Annotated in this window: 20 protein-coding genes; 7 read left to right on the top strand and 13 right to left on the bottom strand. The window is 64.6% G+C overall.

What is annotated here, in order from left to right; genetic code table 11:
• Positions 1-92 precede the first annotated feature (92 nt).
• The 5 genes from BSQ44_RS26780 (at position 93) to BSQ44_RS05495 (ending at position 4,465) form a co-directional block, all read left to right on the top strand.
• Positions 93-500 carry a hypothetical protein gene (locus tag BSQ44_RS26780; RefSeq protein ID WP_157894511.1) on the top strand — a complete coding sequence of 136 codons (408 nt, stop codon included), beginning with the start codon at positions 93-95 and terminating at the stop codon, positions 498-500.
• Between the two features lie 316 nt (positions 501-816).
• Positions 817-2,268 (top strand): TolC family protein, encoded by a 1,452-nt coding sequence (locus BSQ44_RS05510; RefSeq protein ID WP_072602302.1) that lies wholly within the window; start codon positions 817-819, stop codon positions 2,266-2,268.
• A gap of 16 nt (positions 2,269-2,284) precedes the next feature.
• Positions 2,285-3,643 (top strand): multicopper oxidase family protein, encoded by a 1,359-nt coding sequence (locus BSQ44_RS05505; protein ID WP_072602301.1) that lies wholly within the window; start codon positions 2,285-2,287, stop codon positions 3,641-3,643.
• Positions 3,644-3,668: 25 nt separating this feature from the next.
• Positions 3,669-4,154, top strand: coding sequence for a cupredoxin domain-containing protein (locus BSQ44_RS05500; protein ID WP_072602300.1), 486 nt, complete (start codon positions 3,669-3,671; stop codon positions 4,152-4,154).
• A gap of 26 nt (positions 4,155-4,180) precedes the next feature.
• Positions 4,181-4,465: a copper-binding protein gene (locus BSQ44_RS05495; protein ID WP_072602299.1), complete on the top strand. Its 285-nt coding sequence runs from the start codon at positions 4,181-4,183 to the stop codon at positions 4,463-4,465.
• A gap of 230 nt (positions 4,466-4,695) precedes the next feature.
• Here the strand turns inward: BSQ44_RS05495 and BSQ44_RS05490 are convergent, their stop codons facing one another.
• From BSQ44_RS05490 to BSQ44_RS05470, 5 genes are all read right to left on the bottom strand, one after another.
• A complete protein-coding gene (locus BSQ44_RS05490; RefSeq protein ID WP_072607882.1) occupies positions 4,696-6,366 on the bottom strand; it encodes a SulP family inorganic anion transporter in 1,671 nt (556 codons plus the stop codon).
• Positions 6,367-6,525: 159 nt separating this feature from the next.
• Positions 6,526-6,789: a helix-turn-helix domain-containing protein gene (locus BSQ44_RS05485; protein ID WP_072602298.1), complete on the bottom strand. Its 264-nt coding sequence runs from the start codon at positions 6,787-6,789 to the stop codon at positions 6,526-6,528.
• Positions 6,790-6,875: 86 nt separating this feature from the next.
• On the bottom strand, positions 6,876-7,214 hold the full coding sequence (locus BSQ44_RS05480; protein ID WP_072602297.1) for a hypothetical protein: 339 nt from the start codon (positions 7,212-7,214) through the stop codon (positions 6,876-6,878).
• 52 nt (positions 7,215-7,266) lie between these two features.
• Entirely contained in the window at positions 7,267-8,490 is a 1,224-nt protein-coding gene (locus BSQ44_RS05475) for an ROK family transcriptional regulator (RefSeq protein WP_072602296.1), read from the bottom strand.
• Positions 8,491-8,568: 78 nt separating this feature from the next.
• The gene (locus tag BSQ44_RS05470) at positions 8,569-9,372 is read right to left on the bottom strand and encodes a potassium channel family protein (RefSeq protein WP_072602295.1); all 804 of its coding nucleotides are present in this window, start codon (positions 9,370-9,372) and stop codon (positions 8,569-8,571) included.
• Positions 9,373-9,498: 126 nt separating this feature from the next.
• On the opposite strand from BSQ44_RS05470, the gene BSQ44_RS05465 reads away from it, so the two are divergent.
• On the top strand, positions 9,499-10,302 hold the full coding sequence (locus BSQ44_RS05465; protein ID WP_072602294.1) for a lipid II flippase Amj family protein: 804 nt from the start codon (positions 9,499-9,501) through the stop codon (positions 10,300-10,302).
• Between the two features lie 518 nt (positions 10,303-10,820).
• On the opposite strand, the gene BSQ44_RS27885 is transcribed toward BSQ44_RS05465, so the two are convergent.
• Complete coding sequence (locus BSQ44_RS27885) at positions 10,821-11,582, bottom strand: DUF4435 domain-containing protein (RefSeq protein ID WP_418202144.1); 762 nt, start codon at positions 11,580-11,582, stop codon at positions 10,821-10,823.
• Positions 11,583-11,677: 95 nt separating this feature from the next.
• A complete protein-coding gene (locus tag BSQ44_RS05455; RefSeq protein ID WP_072602292.1) occupies positions 11,678-13,078 on the bottom strand; it encodes an AAA family ATPase in 1,401 nt (466 codons plus the stop codon).
• A 254-nt stretch (positions 13,079-13,332) separates the two neighbouring features.
• Between BSQ44_RS05455 and BSQ44_RS05450 the strand changes: the two genes are divergently transcribed.
• Complete coding sequence (locus tag BSQ44_RS05450) at positions 13,333-14,181, top strand: hypothetical protein (protein WP_072602291.1); 849 nt, start codon at positions 13,333-13,335, stop codon at positions 14,179-14,181.
• 74 nt (positions 14,182-14,255) lie between these two features.
• Here the strand turns inward: BSQ44_RS05450 and BSQ44_RS05445 are convergent, their stop codons facing one another.
• From BSQ44_RS05445 to BSQ44_RS05420, 6 genes are all read right to left on the bottom strand, one after another.
• Entirely contained in the window at positions 14,256-15,404 is a 1,149-nt protein-coding gene (locus tag BSQ44_RS05445) for an acyltransferase family protein (protein WP_083534510.1), read from the bottom strand.
• Positions 15,405-15,502: 98 nt separating this feature from the next.
• Positions 15,503-16,834: a bifunctional folylpolyglutamate synthase/dihydrofolate synthase gene (locus BSQ44_RS05440; RefSeq protein ID WP_072607880.1), complete on the bottom strand. Its 1,332-nt coding sequence runs from the start codon at positions 16,832-16,834 to the stop codon at positions 15,503-15,505.
• 52 nt (positions 16,835-16,886) lie between these two features.
• On the bottom strand, positions 16,887-17,813 hold the full coding sequence (gene accD / locus BSQ44_RS05435) for an acetyl-CoA carboxylase, carboxyltransferase subunit beta (RefSeq protein ID WP_072602290.1): 927 nt from the start codon (positions 17,811-17,813) through the stop codon (positions 16,887-16,889).
• A gap of 57 nt (positions 17,814-17,870) precedes the next feature.
• Entirely contained in the window at positions 17,871-18,713 is an 843-nt protein-coding gene (gene trpA / locus BSQ44_RS05430; RefSeq protein WP_072602289.1) for a tryptophan synthase subunit alpha, read from the bottom strand.
• A complete protein-coding gene (locus BSQ44_RS05425; protein WP_072602288.1) occupies positions 18,710-19,018 on the bottom strand; it encodes a type II toxin-antitoxin system RelE/ParE family toxin in 309 nt (102 codons plus the stop codon). Before BSQ44_RS05425 ends, trpA begins: the two co-directional genes overlap by 4 nt.
• On the bottom strand, positions 19,015-19,302 hold the full coding sequence (locus BSQ44_RS05420; protein ID WP_072602287.1) for a CopG family ribbon-helix-helix protein: 288 nt from the start codon (positions 19,300-19,302) through the stop codon (positions 19,015-19,017). Before BSQ44_RS05420 ends, BSQ44_RS05425 begins: the two co-directional genes overlap by 4 nt.
• Positions 19,303-19,352: the final 50 nt, after the last annotated feature.

Below are 19,352 nucleotides of genomic sequence, written 5' to 3'. Positions count from 1 at the left end.
GGGATGCGACACGTCAAGTACGAGACGGGCACCATTTTGACGATTAAGTTGCTGCTTGACTTGCGGATGCGACATGTGTCGGAAGTGATCGGATGACGGATTCGGGCGAACATCGCGGATTGAAGGGTGCGTTCGTGCGCGCCTGTTTCGCCGTCGCCATGCTCGTCGTTGCCTCGCTACAGCCTGGAATGGTCGCAATGGCCAAGTCGGCCATGCATCCTGCGCAGGCCGAAACGGCCCAGCAGATTGAGCACCACGATCACGACGCCGCTCACGGCGATCACGCCGTTGAACGACCGTCGTCGGCAAATGACACGGGTCATCACGGAGGCGCGTCGACCGCGGATATCTGCTGCGACATGCACTGCATGCCAGCCACCGGGGTGCCGCCCTCCTGGTCCGATCTCGCTCATCCGCCCGCCGGAGCATTCGGCCGTGTCGTTTACGGTGCCTTGACACCGGGCGAAACGCACGGGCTCATTCGACCTCCCCGAACCTGACCTGACCCGCCGCGCCGTGTGGCGCCGAGGCACCCGTGCGTCCGCGCGCGGGCCACCTTTCCCTGTCAGGTTCAAGGTTTCACATGCGAATTCCAGCTATCGCGGCGCTTGCGGCGTCGCTCTTCGCGGCAGGCTGCGCGGCGTCTACGCCACCGAATCCGCTGCCCGCCTTCAATGCTGCCGATCCGAACATGGGATTGCGGGACGCACGCTATTCTCCGGTTCTCGGCGACTTCCATCCGCGGCGGCCGACCGGTCCCGAGAACTGGCGGCGGCTGAACGACAGGCTGTCGCCGGCGAACCGGAGGACAGGCTCATGAGGCGCGCGGCACGCAGCCTCGCCGCGCTCGTGGCCCCGCTCTTCGTTTCGGCCTGCGTCACGGCCGCCGACGGCCTCGACGATCCGCTCGCCGGATTCCAGACCGTCTCGGCGAAGACCGCCGCGGCGACGGGCAAGGAAACCGTCTGGGTCCAGTCCAGCGCCGAAGCGCGCGCGCTGGCGGAGCGGGTGACCGCGCTGGTCAGGGGCAAGACGCTAGGACCGGACCTGGCGGTTCAGGTCGCGCTTCTCAACAACAAGGGCCTGCAGGCAGCCTATGCGGATGTCGGCATGTCGTCGGCCGAGCTGTGGCAGGAGTCCCTCCTCGTCAATCCGCGCGTGTCGGTCGGCATCATGGGGATCAACGGCGGACGTACGGTCGAGACCGCCGTCGTCTCGAACATCCTCGCGCTAGCGACACGACCGCGCCGGATGGCTGTCGCGGACGCCCGCTTCAGGCAGGCGCAACTGAGGGCCGCCGAAACGACGCTGCGGCTCGCCGCCGACACGCGCCGCGCCTGGATCGAAGCCGTTGCTGCCTGGGAACGGGTCGCCTACCTCAATCGGGCTCAGGCGGCCGCCGACGCCGCTTCGGCGCTTGCCGAGAAGCTCGGACAGACAGGAGCGTTCACGAAGACCGGCCAGGCCCGCGAGCATGTCTTCTATGCCGAACTGGCGGGACAGACGGCCGAGGCAAGGATGCAGGCGCGCATGGCGAAGGAAGCGCTGACGCGGCTGATGGGGCTCTGGGGACACGATATTGACTACCAGGTTCCGAACGCGCTCCCCTCTCTTCCCGCGAATCCGCTGGCCCGCAAGGACATCGAAGCGCATGCGCTGCGTAACCGTGTCGACCTGGAGATCGCGAAGCTCGAACTGGAGGCGCTCGCGCTTTCCTATGGGCTCACCGAGGCGACCCGCTACGTGTCGGATCTCGAACTCATGACCGGGGTCGAGATCGAGCGGGAGGAAAACGAGGACGGCGACACCGAGACCAAGGTCTTGCTGAACGCCGAGGTCGAATTCGTCATCCCGATCTTCGACAGCGGGCAGGCCCGCATGCGCAAGGCGGAACTCGCCTACATGCAGGCCGCCAACCTGCTGGCCGAGCGTGCGGTCAATATCCGTTCCGAGGCCCGCAGCGCATATGACAGCTACCGCTCGACCCACGACATCGCGCGGCACTACCGGGCCAGCGTGGTGCCGCTCCGCACGACGATCGAGGAGGAATCGCTCCTCACCTACAATGGCATGATCACCAACACCTTCGAACTGCTGGCCGATACGCGGGCCAAGGTGAACTCGATCATGCTTTCCCTCAACGCCAAGCGTCAGTTCTGGCTGGCCGACGTCAATCTCGGGACCGCAGTCCACGGCGGGGGCGGCAGCGCTCCCTCCGGAGGCGGTGCCGAGACCGCGGCTGCCGACGACAGCGCCGGCGGACACTGATCAGGAGAACGAGACAATGATCACCAGAAGACAGATCCTTGGAGGCGGCGCGTTCCTGGCGAGCGCCGCCGCCTGGACGAAGACCTCGGCCATGGGGCTGCCGGACGCGCCGATCATGGAATCGCCGGACATGCAGCCGCCGATCTTCCCGTCCAGCGGACCGGACTACCAGCCCGTCGTCACCCTCAACGGCTGGACGCTGCCGCACCGGATGACCGCCGGGGTCAAGGAGTTCCATCTTGTCGCCGAACCGGTCGAGCGGGAACTCGGCCCGGGGATGACGGCCTATCTGTGGGGCTACAACGGCCAGTCTCCAGGGCCGACGATCGAGGCGGTGGAAGGAGACCGGGTCCGCATCTTCGTCACCAACAGGCTGCCCGAGCACACCACCATCCACTGGCACGGCATGATCCTGCCATGCGGCATGGATGGCGTGACCGGGCTGACGCAACCGGGCATCCCGCCCGGCAAGACCTTCGTCTACGAATTCGATCTCGTGAAGAGCGGGACCTTCATGTACCACCCGCACGCGGACGAGATGGTCCAGATGGCGATGGGCATGATGGGCTTCTTCGTCATCCACCCCAGGGACCCCGCGCTCCACCGCGTCGACCGGGACTTCGTCTTCCTCCTCAACGCTTTCGACATCGAGCCGGGCTCATACGTGCCCCGCGTCATGGAGATGACCGACTTCAACTTGTGGACATGGAACAGCCGGGTGTTCCCGGGCATCAGCCACCTCGTCGTGAACAAGGACGACAGGGTGCGGGTGCGGGTCGGCAACCTCACCATGACCAACCACCCGATCCACATGCACGGCTATGACTTCGAGGTGACCTGCACCGACGGCGGATGGGTCCGGCCGGAGGCCCGCTGGCCGGAAGTCTCCATCGACATCCCGGTGGGCGCGATGCGTGCCTACGAGTTCGATGCGAAGTACCTCGGCGACTGGGCGATCCACTGCCACAAGTCGCATCACACGATGAACGCCATGGGCCACGACGTCCCGACCTTCATCGGTGCCGACAAGACCGAGGTCTCCCGGAAGATCCGCACCGTGCAGCCCGAATACATGGCCATGGGCAACCGCGGCATGGCGGACATGGGCGAGATGGAGATGCCGCTCCCCGACAACACCATCCCGATGATGACGGGATGGGGACAGTTCGGCGCGATCGAGATGGGCGGCATGTTCTCGGTCGTGAAGGTCCGCGAGGGCCTCTCTGCCAACGATTACGCCGATCCGGGCTGGTACGAGCACCCGGAAGGCACTGTCGCCTACGAATGGACGGGCGACACACCGGCTGCGGCCAAGGCCGCAGACGCACGAACGGTGGCTCCGGCGGCGACGCACGGCGGCCACACCGATCACTGACGCAACCAGCAACAAGGACCAAGACATGAAGACGACTACCGCAGCACTTGCCGCCCTCCTCGCCCTGACGGGCGGGGCATTCGCAGCCGGAAACCACGCCGGAGGACATGGCGAGGCGGGCATGATGCCGATCGGCAACCCCGGCAAGGCCGAGGATGCATCCCGCACCGTCACGATCACGATGATGGAACGCGACGACGGCGGCATGGTGTTCGAACCCGCCTCGCTTGCCGTCACCGAGGGCGAGACCCTCAGGTTGAAGTTCGTGAACAAGGGGGAACTCGACCACGAGTTCGTCATGGACGTTCACGACGGCATCATGGAGCACAAGGCACTCATGGAGCGCTTTCCCGAGATGGAACATGACGATCCGAACTCGATCCGGCTCGCGCCGGGCGCGACAGGTGAGATCGTCTGGACCTTCGCTTCAGCCGGCGACTTCGGTTTCGCCTGCCTGATCCCGGGCCACTACGATTCCGGCATGAAAGGCGACATCACCGTCCGCCACTGAACCAGCAACACGGAAAGGAACACGACATGAAGAAGACAAGCATCCTGATCGCCGCCGTCGCAGCTCTCGCGTTCGGATCAGCCGCAGCCGCCGCGCAGGAATACACGGCTGGCGAGGTGACCAAGATCGACGCCGCGCAGAAGAAGCTGACCATCAAGCACGGAGAACTTGCCAATCTCGACATGCCCGCGATGACGATGGTGTTCGTGGTCGCGGAGGATTCAATGATCGAGGAGGTGAAGGTCGGTCAGAAGATCGAGTTTACCGCGGATCGGGTCAACGGCCGGATCACCGTTACCGACATCAAGTAGCGTCGAGGAGCGGGCTTCCACGCCCGCCTCTCCCGGGGGGCGATGCCAGAATGCGTGCTTCAACTGGACGAGGGCATTATCTTCGTCCCGAAGCCGGTTTGAAGTGCGTAGCGAGGCGCGTATCGCCGTCGCATTCGTATGACGCGTACCGTCCGATATCGGTCTGGCAAAGGCCGCCCTGACGACAAAGATGGGCGCAGGTTCGTCGCCAACCAACGAAAGTCGTACGCTCAGCGCCCCGCTTCCCCCACGCTCCCCGCAAACTCCACCTCCGGCTCCTTGAGCCCGTGCGCCGTCAGCATCCGGCGCACCTCCGGGGAGGCACCCGCTATCACGAAGCGCACGCCCGAGTGCCTGGCCTTGCGCGCCGCGCCCTCGATGACGTTGAGCGCGGTGGTGTCGAGAAAGGGCACGGCGGAGCAGTCGAGGACGAAGTTCTTGCGGCGGTCGGCGATGCGGTCGAGCACGGAGCCGACAGTCGCCGCCGTGCCGAAGAAGAAGGCGCCGGAGATGCGGTAGACCACCGTGTCGGGGTCGCTCGCCGCTCGCCCGTCATAGGCCGCGTCGCCCGGCGTGTCCGCGACGTCCTCGCTGACCTGCGGCACGTGGACATCGGTCGAAACCGATTTCGCCATGCGGTCGATGAAGAGCAGCGAGCCCAGCACGAAGCCGACGACGATGCCCTCCGTCAGGTCGCGGAACACCACGAGCAGCAGCGTGACGGCCAGCACCAGCGCGTCGCCGCGCGAGGTGCGCGCGATCGCCGCGAAGGCGTCTTTCTCGATCATGTTCCAGGCGACGGTGGCGAGCACGCCGGCGAGCGCGGCCAGCGGGATGTAGGCCGCCAGCGGAGCCGCGACCAGCATGAAGGCGAGCAGGAACGTCGAGTGCAGCATGCCCGAGACAGGCCCGCGCGCGCCGGCCCGCACGTTGGTCGCCGTGCGTGCGATCGTGCCGGTCACGCAGATGCCGCCGAAGAGCGCCGATCCGATGTTGGCGAAGCCCTGCGCCACGAGTTCGCAGTTGGAGCGGTGCCGGCGCCCCGTCATGCCGTCGGCGACCACGGCCGAGAGCAGCGATTCGATGGCGCCGAGAAGCGCGAAGGAGATCGCGTCGGGCAGCACGGCCTTCACCAGCTCCGGGTCGAGGTTCGGCAGCGCCGGCATCGGCAGGCTGCGCGGAATGCCGCCGAAGCGCGAACCGATCGTCTCCACCGGCAGTGCGAAGGCAAAGGCGGCCACCGAGGCCGCCGCCACGGCCACCAGCATGCCCGGCCACCCAGGCCGGAAGCGCTTCAGGCCGACGATCAGCGCGATTGTCATCGCCGCGATGCCGATCGCGGCCGGGCTAGCCGTGCCCGCCGCGGCCCACAGCGCGGGCAGCTTTTCCAGCAGCGCGCCGGGCTCGGCGCCCGCAAGCGTAAGCCCGAACAGGTCACGCAGCTGGCTGGCGAAGATGATGACGCCGATGCCGGCGGTGAAGCCGACGGTCACCGGATAGGGGATGTACTTGATGTAGGTGCCGAGCCTGAGGTAGCCGATCGCCAGCAGGAAGACGCCCGACATCATGGTGGCGAGCAGCAGGCCCTCCACCCCGTGCCGCGCCACGGTGGCGGCCACCAGAACGATGAAGGCGCCTGCCGGCCCGCCGATCTGGAAGCGGCTGCCGCCGAGCAGCGAGACGATGAAGCCGCCGACGATCGCCGTATAAAGCCCGCGCTCGGGTCCCACCCCCGAGGCGATGGCGATCGCCATCGACAGCGGCAGCGCCACGATCGCCACCGTCAGCCCGGCGATGGCGTCGGCACGCAGGCCGGCCAGGCCGTAGCCCTCGCGGAAAACGGTGACCAGCTTGGGCGTGAAGAGTTCCGCGAAATCCGGGCGCGCGGGCGCCGGCATCATGGTCGGGTTCGAATGCACGTTCTGCCTTCCCTCGAAGTGAAGGCGGCGGGATCGTCGGCCGGCCCCGCTCCTGCGAGCATCGGGGGCCGGCGGTCCGGCGGTCGCCGTCGCGACACATGTCCTGTCTGTGGCGACGCCCGCGAAGGCGCTCGCCGCTCGTCAGCCGTCCTTGCCCGGTGAAGCCTTCAGGCGCACGCCGCGTCCGCCGCGCTCGCTCGCCTGGCCTTCTCCGATCAGCTCCACGCCGCAATCCTCGATCGCCTGGACTACCTTCATCAGGGTGTCCACCACGCCCCTCACCACGCCCTCGCTCGCCTCCATCCGCTGGATGGTCGGCAGGGAGACGCCGGCCCGCTCGGCCAGCGTCCTCTGGTCGATGCCTGCAAGCGCGCGCGCCGCGCGCATTTGTGTCGCTGTGATCACCCGATCCTCGTTTCAGACGGCAAATCGATTGTTAGTCTTTCGACGATGATGTTTCAAGTATCATTTTTGCTACATGGAACGTCGGATCATCGACCGCTGAAGTACGGCCCCAGCGAAACCAGACCGACGGCGAAGATCGCCAACAGGATGCCGGCGCCCTGGAGAAGGTTCACCTTCTCGCCGAAATAGGCGAAGGCGACGACGTTGACGGCGACGATCTGTATCACCGCCGAGAGCGACAGTGCCAGACCCATGCCGAACTCGCGGATCAGCCGCAGCATGATCAGATTGCCGATCGTGTAGAGGGCGAGCGTGAGCGCGAGCTTCCCCGCGCCGGGCGCCAGCGTCCAGGCCTTGGCCGCGCTGGCGGCCAGGATGAACACCGCCGTCGACAGGCAGAGCTGCAGGAACCCCCAGGTGGTCATGCCCTCATTTCCCCAATTCGCCGCGGCACGGATCGCTTCCCTGTCGGGAAGCTCAGCCCGACGGCTCCCTCTCGAAGAGCGCCTCGTAGATCGGCAGATAGGACGCACCGATGGCCGGCGCCGCCGGGCCGGCGAGGCCGACGCCGACGCCGATGATGTCGCAGTCGCAGGGCCAGATCGCGCGCATCCTGTCGCGCACCGCCTCGCACAGGCGCGCCAGCACCTGTCGCGGCACGGGTCCGCCGAGCACCGCGTGGCGCATGCCGATGACCATGGCGGTGTTGGAGAAGGCCCAGGCCAGCGCCGTCGCCGCCTCCTCCAGCCAGGCCTCGGCGGCGGGCATGGAAAACAGTGTCTCGGCATCGGCCGCGTCGGCGCGGGGGCGTTTCTCGCGCACGCGCTTTCTCAGCGCCCGGATCGAGGCGATGTCCTGCAGCCGGGTCGGTTCGCCGACGCGCCCACCTGAGAGGGTGCGGCCGAGCTGGGGACCGTGGACGCCGCCCTTGCCGCCGCGCCAGGCGACCCCACCCAGGATCACGGCCGAGCCGATCACCTCGTCGATGTGGAGATACAGGAAATCGCCCTTCCACGGGCTGCCGGGCCCGCCATGCTCCGCCCAGGCGGCCGCGCGGGCCATTCCGTAGCCGCGGAAGGGCAGTCCCGTCGCCTCCGAAAGGCGCCGGGCGACGCCGTCCGTTCCCCGTCCCCCGTGCTCGCCGGGCAACAGGAGGCCATCCGCCAGATCCTCGGGAACGGTGACGCCCGCCACCACCATGCGCGGCTTCCGGGCGACGTCGAAGCGTTCGGCGAGCGTGCGCCAGCGCGCGTCGACGTCCGAAAACACCGTCTCTGCCGGTTGCTCGTATCGGATGGTCTCGACCGCGGTCGCGGCGCCGGACATGTCCATCAGCACGACGTCGCAGCGGTGCCACCCGATCGACACGCCGAGCGACATGACGCTGTCGTAGATCAGGAAATACGGCGTGGCGGGTAGCCCCGGCTGCCCGCGCTTGACCTCGCCGCGGCGGATCAGGCCGTCGTTCTCGAGATCGGCGAGGAAGCGCGACACCGTCTGCGCGCCCAGCCCCGCGCGGCGCGAGATCTCCGCGTTGGTGATGCCCGGCGTCGTGGCGACGATCATCAGCACGGCGCGCTGGTTGGCGGCGCTGATCGACGAGTGGTGCAGTCCTCGAATGCCTTCGGCAAGCGGATGAGCGGGTGCGGGCGGTGGCTCCGGGGGGTGCGGCATCGGTGTCTTGGCTGCGTTGGTGTGCATAGCTACGCCACCACGTGGCGGCGGGCACTAAAAAATGACGCATACGGACAAGTTTTCCGCAAGCCCCGCTCGCCCGGCTCAGTCGCCTTCCTCCGGGATCTTCAGGAGATGCCCGCAGGCCTTGCAGAACACCGCGTCCGGGTCGTGCCTCTGCAGGGCGCAGCGCGGACACGGGTAGAACACCTTGTTCGGCCGGAAGATCGCCTGCGCGAGCCTGACGAACAGCGAGATGCCGACGATCATGGTGACGATCGCCGTGAGCTTGCCCCACACGCCCTGCAGCACGATGTCGCCGAAACCGGTCGTCGTCACCGTCGCGACGGTGAAGTAGAGGGCGTCCACGTAGCCCTCGATCCCGGTGCCGTTGCGGAAGAAGAACGTATACACGAACCCGGTCACCACCAGCAGGAAGGTCGCCAGGTTGAGCATCGCCTGCAGGGCCTCGCGCCAACTTGCGAGGCCGCGCCGTTCCAGCGGCTGCCACAGGAAGCCGCTGCGCGACAGCGACCACAGCCGCAGGATGCGCAGAAAGCCCAGATTGGCAAGTTCGTAGGGAAACAGCAGCGTCGCCAGGATGAAGACGTCGACCCACACCGTCGGTCGCCTGATCCAGCGCCCGATGTCGGTTGACGCCAGCGCCCGCGCGATCGTGTCGGCCGCCAGGAAGATGGCGATCGTGTAGTCGAGCCAGAGGAAGGACGGCTGATCGCGCAGCAAGGGCGCTGCGATGAAGAAGGCGATGATGGCGAGGTCGAGCACCAGCACGGCGAGCTGGAACCGCAGCGCGGTGGTGTCGCGCCCGAAATAGAGCCGCCGCAGCGCCAGGCGCAGTCTTCCGGTGCGCGAGGATGGACGGTCGTCGGGGCGATCGGGTTCTGCCATCCTGCCGGCTTAGGGCGCGCGCCGCCCGGCGTCCAGCCCGGCGGCGGTTCGACGGACCGGATGGCGGGCGCCGCGCCGGGGGCCTAGGATGGCGCGAATCAACCGGTCACCGACCGCGGATCGGCCATGGACATCCAGCTCGCCTTCATCCTCGCGCTCACCTTCGTCATCCATCTCATCGGCACGCTGGCCTATGCGTTTCGCATCGCCGGCATCCGCACCGGCAACATCGCCATTGCGTTCTCCTTGTTCAACATCCTGGTGCTGGTCTCGCGCATCTCGAATTCCTTCCAGGCACCCTTCCTCGCCAAGCGGGTCGAGACGGCGATCGTCGATCCCGCCCTGCATCATCTGGCGCTCGACTTCGCCCTGGTCATCGCCGCCGCCTCGCTGGCGACGCTCGCCGGCGGCCTGCTGATCCCGAGCTTCCAGCGCTATTCGACCGCCGCCGTCGGCGCCTTCCGGCGCACGCGTTCGGTGCCGCGCCTCATGGTGCGCGCCCTCACCCCGCGCGGCATGGTGCTGCTTTCGGAATCCGCCGCCCTGCCGCGTTATGCCAATGTGTGGCAGCTGCGGCTCGGCGGCGCCGTGCCGGCCGGCATCGTTCTCCTCAACGTCGCCGTCACGGCGCTCTGGACCGTCGGCGTGCTCGCCGCCATCTACGCCGGCTCGCTCGAGCCGCAGTTCCGCGTCACCGCCAGCACGCTGTCGGCCATCATCAACGGCCTCGCCACCATCATGATGTTCGTGGTCATCGACCCGTTCCTCGCCGGCCTCACCGACGACGTCGCCGCCGGCCGCGCCAGCGAACGAGACTTCCGCCGCGCGGTCATCTGGATGGTCGTCAGCCGCCTCGCCGGCACCCTGCTCGCCCAGGCGCTGCTCTTCCCCTCCGCCCTGCTAATCGCCTGGGTGGCGCGACTGATCTGAGGGCGGGAAGAAAAGAACGGCGAAGCCGCCAATTTTCCTCTCGCGGGAAGATGACAGGCACGCGCGATGCCGAAGCCGCTAATCTCCCCCCTCTTAGGGGAGATGTCGGCGAAGCCGACAGAGGGGGGCGCCTCGCGAGATCCGGCCGCGCGTCCCCTCCCCGTTGCGGGGGTCCGAAAGACCGGCGCGACTAGTGGCTCATCCTGGTGGCTCGGCGCGCAGCGCCGAGAAGGAAGCGGGGTGTTCTCCGCAGACCAATCTCCCATCCAGCCACCGAGAGGCAATCTGCGCGTCTGGCCGTGCATACCCTCCGCGTGCTTGGATCGGCTAAGGGTCGAAGCAGCCCCACAACTCAGGACCGAAGGCCCGCCAAGCTGATCAGCGCGGAGGCGAAGCCTGCCGGCGCATAGTTCCTTTCCGAGTAGTCCGGCGTTTGGCGCTTCGGCGACGAGACCAACGCCTACGGCCCTGCAACGCTGTGAAGATTGCGGAGTGCCTTAGCGCGATTATGCTTCCGTTTAGTCTCTCTGAACTATCTTATTGACGGCACGGAATAGATACGGTTCCCTATTCCTCCGAAACTGCTTCGCGAGATGTATTTTGAATTGTTCTATATTTCCTTTATATTTTGCACTTCGCCTGATATTCAACCATATGAGCGGAAGTAAGTATGTTTTTCCGGAAACAACCAAATCCGTATCCAGTCCATCGCAATTTTGTATATACATTTGCTTTCTTCTCACAAACTCCGAAGTAAGACCTTTCCGGCGTATTGAATAAAGAATCTCTGCTGCTCTCCTGCGCACCTTAGGGACACTCAATGTTGGAGCACCCTTTGGACCGGCACAGAGTAGGTTAGTAATCGATAATCCCACTGTTTTTATATCCGGCGCTACATCATGCGCCGCGGCATAGATACAGAATAAATAGCGTAGGAGATTTTCGTGGTCCCACACACAGGCCTGAAGATCTACCTCACGCCAAAGCCTGCCTCGATCATTTTCTCCCATTGAATCAATCACGATTTCTTCTATTGCCTCTCTCGAGATCAACAGATTTTCAATACAATAAGCTCTTATACGGTACAACCTTCGGTAATTTGGCTTTTTCCTGCCCTTAATGAAATCAAAGTCGCCGTCAATTATATATATTCGCTTCCTTCCGTCCTCCTCTTGATCATTTTTGCAAGCTTTCAACACGGTTTCTCTGCCTCTCAAAGGGTTTACACTTGAAAGCTTAACTCTCTCAGGCAGAATACACTGAAACAAGCGAAGCCACATTACATGGCTTGAGCTGTCCTCGACATAGATTTCAATGTCATTATATGCTTGCTTTAAGAATCCGATCGCGCGAGCAGCGCGCGGTGAATAACTGATCACCCTTTACGCCCTCTCCTCGCCTTTGCATGCTTACGTGATACATCTACACAATTTCTTATTCTATCCAGAATAATGGATGGAGAATGAGTTGCAAGTACGTACTGGATGTGAGGGTTCGCTGAAATAATGCTATCTACAAATAGCTCTTGCCATTGCACATGAAGTGACAATTCCGGTTCATCTATTATAAAAACGTTATCTTTTGCAGCAAGTGGGTGAAAGGAGAGATGGGTAAGAATTACGAATATCTGCGCTTCGCCAGACGAAAGATAGTTAATATTTTTTTCTTCCTGAATTCCATCTATATCGATATATATATATCCTCTATCACCAAAAAGTATTCGCTTTCCGCTGTCCTCAAAAAATTGATTTACTAACGAAAGAAAATTTTGTATGGGCTGCATTAACTCATACCTTTGACGTGTATATTTTGATACAGTGTCAGAAATTATCTTTATTCGTCGCAAATGCGAATGATTATTCGACCATTGGATAATAGAATTCAGAACTTCTGAATGTCGCGAGTCCGACCCTAGAAGTTCTTCTATGTTAGCATTCATTGGAATGCGAGATGCGAGGCGCTCTAGTAGATCAAGAAAAGGACTAACTCTTCCACGAACATCTGTATGCGGCAGATGGAGTATTTGTGAAAGTGTATCTAGATCTCGACGGACCCTCTCAATCTCTCTTCTATCTGCCGCGCTAGGCACGGAGAGTGACGCAAAATCTGAATGCTCCTCGGGGCTGACCGTTATGAGGTTTAAGAGCATTTCGCGCTGAAGATTTTCTGCAATCTGCCCGGACGCGATTAGCGCGTCGCGAAAGCGAGTTTCCGCTATGTCTGCTGCATCCAAAAGCCCTCGCGCGAGAGAACTCCCAAAGATGTTTCGTCCTGCTCTCGGATTTCGCATCAAATAGCGGTTTCGACGAACGTCTTCCTCATACCTTGCTCGTCTGTCGAGGCCGAGGAACATCGGGGAAGGCAGGGATGCAAGCAATCTCAGTACCGGTTGATCACTTTTTGATGCTATTAAGTCACGATAGTGCTCCACCTCGGCATCCGCCTGTCTATTGGCAGGTGTTTCGCTTTCTCTTATGTATTTATTAAATACGAATGGATCTTTTATTATGTTTACTAATATAACAACCGATTTTTCTTCGTTAATCGACGAAATTCGAATATCTTTTCCATTATGTTCTAAATGAAGCTCAATTGTATTATATTCGAGATCGGCAAGAATCGACAGATCCGGAGTGATAATTGCAACAATGGCGTTGATGGCTGTTGTTTTTCCGCTCCCATTAATACCTGTGAGGAACGTTAGCATACCATCGAATTTTACATCAAAATTCAGGAATCCGTGGATTCCATCCGCAATGAAGCGCTTAAGTTTCAATTTTTGAGACCCTCCACCATGCGATGAGTAATCTAAGTTTTGACGAAATTCAATGCGGCGTGAACTCGGCCATGGCGGATCGTTTTTACGGTGTAGAAGCCTAGAAGCGTAAAACTCGAACCATGGACCTCTTTCAGGTGTATTCCGGATGTAGTTGCCCGAAGAATTTGCCGCTACAGACTGTCTGCTTCGGATTTCTATCCACACCCCTCCCGCCCCATGCCATCCTCCTCCCCGGCTGAACCGAGGCGACGATGGACTGGGCACTGGCAATCGAGCACAACCGCGAGGCGCTGCGGCGGGCGCTGGCCCTCATCGCCGCCATGGCGGGACTGGGGGGACAGTCTGCTTTTTTCCGTCCGGACAGTGCAGCGCGCCGCGATGATCCGGGATCGGAAAAAAGCAAACTGTCCCCGGCTTCCGACTGCCGATTGCCGACTGCCGACCGCCGCACTCTGCCCCGCCGTCTCCACCGCGCGGTGCTGCGCCTCCTGCGCCCCGCGGAGGCCGCCGCGCGGCGGCTGATCGTGATCGCTGCGCGCGGGATCGTGCTGCCGCCCCTGCCGCCTCGCCCGGAAGAGCCGGCGCCGGACATCCTGCGCAGGGGCAGCGCGGCGACAGGCGCGGTGTGGACCGGCATCCGGGTCGGGCAGCTCGGCCTCGCCAACCTGGCGCCGCCGCCGGCGCGGCGCAAGCGCAACCCGTTCCGGCCGCTGCCGCTCGTCGATACGCTGCGCGGCCTGCCGCGGCCGGGACGGCGTTCTTCCGCGAACGGCGTGCCGCGTATCGGGCTCGGCCCGCGGTCGAGCTTTCCCGGGCCGCCGCCGTCCGCCTGGGACCCGATCGACGCCACGCGGCTCTCCCTGAGGATTTCGGCGATCGCGGAGGTGCTCGACGACCTGCCGCGCCACGCGCTGCGGCTTGCCCGCTGGCACCAGCGCGGCGCGGCCGCCCGCGCCTGCGGAAAGCTTCACCGCTTCAGTCCGCTGCGCCCCGGCCGCCCGCCGGGCTGGACGTGCCGCCCCGCCCACGAGGTGCATCTCGTCGGAAACGAGGTCCACGGCCTCGCCCTCATGGCGCAGGAGCGTCCCGACACGTCATGAGGTCCGCCCCGCGCCGCGATATAGATCAGGATCTGCCGCGCCTTCGCACGAGGCGCGATCGCGGGTGCGCGGCCCTACGCCGCCGCGCGCGCCTCGACCTTGCGGGCGCCGTCGATCTTCGCCCAGTCGGGCCGCTCGAACAGCCACTTGCCGCGCCCGCTCCACTCCACCGCGAGGAAGAGCACCACCGGCCCGGTGACGCCGGCCAGGGTGACGAGGAAGGCCATCAGGCCGACGTCGGGCACGAGGCCGGTCTTCAGGAGCACCACGCGGGCGGTCGCCATGGGCAGGAAGAAGGCGAGGTAGACGACGATGGAGTGTTCACCGAGCCAGCGCAGCCAGTTCGCCCAGGGCACCCGCGCCAGGAGCGCGGCGATCGACACGACCGCCAGCGCGCCGGCGAAGCCGAGCACCAGCGAGACCAGCGGCAGTTCGGAGATACCGCCGGTAGCGCCCGTGTCGCCCACCTCGCCCTGGATCAGGAAGGCAAGCGCGGCGGGCGCCGGCGTGAAGACGAGCAGGCCTTCCAGCACCGCCCATACGGCGAGCGCGGCAAGGGCAGCGCCGGCATTGCGCCGCACCGCGCCCGCGAGCGCGAAGACATGCGGCGCGAAGGCGTATCCGGCGAAGAAGTACACGTACCGCGCCGCGAATTCGTCGAAGATGATCGAGCCGGTGTGGACCGGCAGCGCCTCGAGCAGTGCCGCCCAGGCGAAGACGAACCAGACCGGCAGGGTGCGCACCAGCCGCGTGAACAGGAAGAAGAGCGGAAGGATGTAGATGAACCACAGCGTGCCGAAGGGCTGCACGAAGGCAAGGAGGTAATCGGCGAAGGGCGCCGCCGCCCCCTCCTCCATCGCGATGCCCGGCGCCTTGAAGGCGAACTGGATGGTGAGCCACAGCACGTAGAAATAGGCGAAGTGGACCACCTTGCGGTCCAGATAGCGCCGCCAGGGCTTGTCGATGGTGAGCGAGAGGAAGAGGCCCGAGATGAGGAAGAAGTCGGGCATGCGGAACGGCCGCGCCCAGGCCACCACCTGGTGCATGAAGCCTTGCGAGCCCGCGGCGATCTCGACGCCCAGCGTCGCGTGCACCATCACCACGAGGATGATGCAAAGGCCCTTGGCGATATCGACCCAGTCGATCCGTTCGGCTGTGCCGACCCGCTCTGGCGCACCCGTCCGTCCGCCGTCCGTGCCGCCTCGCCCCGCTATACCCGCCATGTCGCCGCCTCCGGTTTTCCGCGGAGTGACCTTAGCGCAAGGCCGCCACCAAAGGCTTAACGGCGCGGCGGGACAGGCCGTCCGGGTAGCGAAGAGGCTCAGGCCGGCGGCGTACCGTTCTCGGCCAGCACCTCGCCCACGAGGTAGAGCGAGCCGCAGATCAGGATGCGCGGCGGCGTCTCGGTGCCTTCCCAGGTGTCGGCCAGCAGCATCAGCGCATCGGCCACCGAGTTCACCGGCTCGGCCGACAGCCCCGCCTCGCCCGCGCGCGCCGCCAGCTCCGCGTTCGGCACGCCGGCATCGGAGGAATTCACCGGCACAGTGAAGACGTGCCGCGCCATTCCCTCGAAGGCGCGGAAATAGTTCGTCTGGTCCTTGGTCGAGATCATGCCGCAGATCAGGAACAGCGGACGCGGAAAACGCTCCTCCTGCTCGGCCAGCGCCTCCGCCACCACCACCCCCGCACCGGGGTTGTGGCCGCCGTCGACCCAGAGTTCGGACCCCGCGGGGGCGAGGTCGACCAGGCGGCCATGGGCGAGGCGCTGCATGCGGCCGGGCCACTCCACCCCCGCCATCGCCCGCTCGGCCGCCGCGTGGCCGATCGCGAAGCCCGCCGCCTTCACCGCCGCGATCGCAGCCGCCGCGTTGGCGAGCTGGTGGCGGCCGGGGAGCTTCGGCATCGGCAGGTCCATCAGCCCGTCGTCGTCCTGATAAATCAGCCGGCCGTTCTCCGAGAAGCCGAGGAAGTCCTGCCCGTAGATCAGCACCGGGCAATCGAGCCGGTCCGCCGTCTCGATCAGCACCTCGCGCACCAGGTCCGAATCCTGCTGGCCGATCACCACGGGAACCCAAGGCTTCATGATGCCGGCCTTCTCCGCCGCGATGAGCTCCACCCGGTCCCCGAGATAGGCCTGGTGGTCGAGCGATATCGGCATGATCACCGTCGCCGCCGGTTTCTCGATCACGTTGGTCGCGTCGAAGCGTCCCCCGAGCCCGACCTCGATCACCGCCGCGTCCGCCTCATGCTCCGCGAAGAGAACGAAGGAAACGGCGGTGAGGATTTCGAAGACCGTGATCGTCTCGCCCCCGTTGGCCTCGGCCACGCGGGTGATCGCGTCGGCGAAAACATCGTCGGCGACGAAGCGCCCGCCGCCCTCCGCGGCCATCCGGTAGCGCTCGTTCCAAGAGACGAGATGCGGCGAGGTGTGGACGTGGGTGCGATAACCGCCGGCCTCCAGCAGCGCCCGCGCGAAGGCGGCGGCCGAGCCCTTGCCGTTGGTGCCGGCGATGTGGATCACGGGCGGCAGCCGGTCCTGCGGGTTGCCGAGCCGCTCCAGCAGCCGCCGGATGCGTTCCAGCGAGAGGTCGAAGCCCTTCGGGTGCAGCGTCATCAACCGCGCGATCTCGCGGTCGGCCTTGGTCGTCATCAAGATATGCCCCTGCGCCAACGCGGGCGCGTCATCGGTCGTATCGGGCCGGACTCTAGGCCGGCTGCTCCTCGGCCGCATCTTCCGGCTGCGGCTCGGGCGCTTCCGTTTGCGCCTCGGCAAGCTCGGGCAGCGGGGTGGCGAGGAAGATCTTGAGCAGCCTGGCGATCGTGCCCTTCAGTTCTTGGCGCGGCACCACCATGTCCACCATGCCGTGCTGCATGAGATACTCGGCACGCTGGAAGCCTTCCGGAAGCTTTTCGCGGATGGTCTGCTCGATGACGCGTGGCCCCGCGAAGCCGATCAGCGCCCCCGGCTCGGCGATGTGCACGTCTCCCAGCATGGCGTAGGAGGCGGTGACGCCGCCGGTGGTGGGATTGGTGAGAACGACGACGTAAGGCAGCCCCGCTTCCTTCAGCCGGTCGACAGCGACTGTAGTGCGCGGCAGCTGCATCAGCGAAAGGATGCCTTCCTGCATGCGCGCGCCGCCGGAGGCGGCGAACAGGATCAGCGGCAGCCGGCGTTCCAGCGCGGTCTCGAAGGCGCGGATTATCGCCTCGCCGGCGGCCATGCCGAGCGAGCCGCCCATGAAGGCGAAGTCCTGCGCTGTGACCATGACTTCGAGCCCGTCGATCGTGCCGACGGCGTTGAGGATCGCATCTTCCATGCCGGTCTTGTTGCGAGCGTCGCGCAGGCGGTCGGTGTAGCGCTTCTCGTCACGGAACTTCAGCGGATCGACCGGCACCTTGGGATTGTCGAGGAGTTCGTACTTGCCCTCGTCGAAGAAGAACCGCAGCCGGTCCTTCGCCCCGATGCGCATGTGATGGCCCGACGCAGGGATGACCCACTGGTTCTCTTCTAGGTCCTTGTGGAAGACCATCTCGCCGGTCTCCGGGCACTTGATCCACAGGTTCTCCGGCATCTCGCGACGCCCGAGCATCGAGTTGATCTTCGGGCGGACGTAGTTGGTGATCCAGTTCATCGGGTCGGCTACCTTCGCTTTCGCCGGGAAAATCGTTCTGAGCTTTAGATGGGACAGCTACTCGGCCGCAGCAAGGCGTGCCTGGCGAACGCCCTGCGCGAGACCGCTGACGAGCGTGGCCACCGCCTCGGCCGGATCGGCGGTCTTCTCGCCCGTCGGCCCCAGCACGTTCGCCACCGCGTTGACGATTGCGGTGCCCACCACCACCCCGTCGGCCGAGGCGCCGATGGCGCGCGCCTGCTCGGCGGTCTTGACGCCGAAGCCGACGCAGACCGGCAGGTCGGTATGGCCCTTGATGCGCTTCACCGCCTCGCCGACCTTGCCGGTGTCGGCGAGCGCGGAACCGGTGATGCCGGTCATGGAGACGTAATAGACGAAGCCGGACGTGTTCTCGAGCACCTTGGGCAGACGACGGTCGTCGGTGGTCGGCGTCGCGAGGCGGATGAAGTTGATGCCGGCCTTCACCGCCGGGATGCAGAGTTCGTCGTCCATCTCCGGCGGCAGGTCGACCACGATCAGTCCGTCGATACCGGATGCCTTGGCATCGGCGAGGAAGCGGTCGACGCCGTAGATGTAGATCGGGTTGTAGTAGCCCATCAGCACGATCGGGGTCTCGTCGTCATCCTTGCGGAATTCGGCCGACATGCGAAGCGTCCGCGCCAGCGTCTGGCCGGATTTCAGCGCACGCAGGCCGGCCGCCTGGATCGCCGGGCCGTCGGCCATCGGATCGGAAAACGGCATGCCGAGTTCGATCACGTCGCTGCCCGCCTTCGGAAGCGCCTTCATGATCGCCACCGATGTGTCGTAGTCCGGGTCGCCGCCCATGACGTAGGTGACGAGAGCCGGGCGGCCCTCGGCCTTGAGTTTTGCCATGCGGCGGTCGATGCGGGTGTCGGTCATGCCTCTGGTCCCCTGTCGGGATTGTCCTGCGCGGTCGGATCGGCGCGGGCATCCCTTAGCCTCAAAATCTCGATCTCGGAAGCGGCGATGCGATAGACAAGGACGAATGGCGTCCTGAGAATGACGAGTTCACGCTGATCGCCTTCCGGGAGTGCTCGCCCGGCGGCGGGATTTTCGGAAAGCAGCGTCACCGCCTTGGCCATGTGCTTGCGGGCGGACGACCGTCCTTGCGGGAATACAGAACGATAGTAGCGGGCGAACCACCTCACGTCCGGCGTGGCGGATGGAAGGAAGACGACCTTCATCCACGGGGCGGCAGGAAAACGTCGGGCTCCGGAGCCGGCGAATCGATGTCGGTCTCCAGCCGTTCCATCCACTCCAGGATCGCCTCACTGGAAACAAAGACACCCTTGTCAGCGTCGGCGAGCCGCTCCTTCAGGATCGCACGCTCGCGGGCGAGGATCTCAAGATAGGATGCAATCGCGCGTTCGGCGATCTCTGCCACCGACACGTTCAGTTGCCGCGCATGCTCCTCGAGTTCCCGCTTGGTCTCGGCGGTCAAATGAAGCGAAATCGGTACTTCGCCCATCGGTTCGTCCCCGTTCGTTCTGAAACCGAAGTCTACCACTCCCGGCGCGC

This window comes from Aquibium oceanicum (assembly GCF_001889605.1).
GTDB classification, from domain to species: Bacteria; Pseudomonadota; Alphaproteobacteria; order Rhizobiales; family Rhizobiaceae; genus Aquibium; species Aquibium oceanicum.
Note: the sequence above shows the minus strand (reverse complement) of the source record. Positions and strands in the feature narration are given on the sequence as shown.

What these genes read in the sequence shown, in the direction of transcription:
- BSQ44_RS26780 (WP_157894511.1), top strand. Translation starts at nt 93, where the DNA reads ATGACGGATTCGGGCGAACATCGCGGATTGAAGGGTGCGTTCGTGCGC.
- BSQ44_RS05510 (WP_072602302.1), top strand. Translation starts at nt 817, where the DNA reads ATGAGGCGCGCGGCACGCAGCCTCGCCGCGCTCGTGGCCCCGCTCTTC.
- BSQ44_RS05505 (WP_072602301.1), top strand. Translation starts at nt 2,285, where the DNA reads ATGATCACCAGAAGACAGATCCTTGGAGGCGGCGCGTTCCTGGCGAGC.
- BSQ44_RS05500 (WP_072602300.1), top strand. Translation starts at nt 3,669, where the DNA reads ATGAAGACGACTACCGCAGCACTTGCCGCCCTCCTCGCCCTGACGGGC.
- BSQ44_RS05495 (WP_072602299.1), top strand. Translation starts at nt 4,181, where the DNA reads ATGAAGAAGACAAGCATCCTGATCGCCGCCGTCGCAGCTCTCGCGTTC.
- BSQ44_RS05490 (WP_072607882.1), bottom strand. Translation starts at nt 6,366, where the DNA reads ATGATGCCGGCGCCCGCGCGCCCGGATTTCGCGGAACTCTTCACGCCC.
- BSQ44_RS05480 (WP_072602297.1), bottom strand. Translation starts at nt 7,214, where the DNA reads ATGACCACCTGGGGGTTCCTGCAGCTCTGCCTGTCGACGGCGGTGTTC.
- BSQ44_RS05475 (WP_072602296.1), bottom strand. Translation starts at nt 8,490, where the DNA reads ATGCACACCAACGCAGCCAAGACACCGATGCCGCACCCCCCGGAGCCA.
- BSQ44_RS05470 (WP_072602295.1), bottom strand. Translation starts at nt 9,372, where the DNA reads ATGGCAGAACCCGATCGCCCCGACGACCGTCCATCCTCGCGCACCGGA.
- BSQ44_RS05465 (WP_072602294.1), top strand. Translation starts at nt 9,499, where the DNA reads ATGGACATCCAGCTCGCCTTCATCCTCGCGCTCACCTTCGTCATCCAT.
- BSQ44_RS27885 (WP_418202144.1), bottom strand. Translation starts at nt 11,582, where the DNA reads ATGTGGCTTCGCTTGTTTCAGTGTATTCTGCCTGAGAGAGTTAAGCTT.
- BSQ44_RS05450 (WP_072602291.1), top strand. Translation starts at nt 13,333, where the DNA reads ATGGACTGGGCACTGGCAATCGAGCACAACCGCGAGGCGCTGCGGCGG.
- BSQ44_RS05445 (WP_083534510.1), bottom strand. Translation starts at nt 15,404, where the DNA reads ATGGCGGGTATAGCGGGGCGAGGCGGCACGGACGGCGGACGGACGGGT.
- accD (WP_072602290.1), bottom strand. Translation starts at nt 17,813, where the DNA reads ATGAACTGGATCACCAACTACGTCCGCCCGAAGATCAACTCGATGCTC.
- trpA (WP_072602289.1), bottom strand. Translation starts at nt 18,713, where the DNA reads ATGACCGACACCCGCATCGACCGCCGCATGGCAAAACTCAAGGCCGAG.
- BSQ44_RS05425 (WP_072602288.1), bottom strand. Translation starts at nt 19,018, where the DNA reads ATGAAGGTCGTCTTCCTTCCATCCGCCACGCCGGACGTGAGGTGGTTC.
- BSQ44_RS05420 (WP_072602287.1), bottom strand. Translation starts at nt 19,302, where the DNA reads ATGGGCGAAGTACCGATTTCGCTTCATTTGACCGCCGAGACCAAGCGG.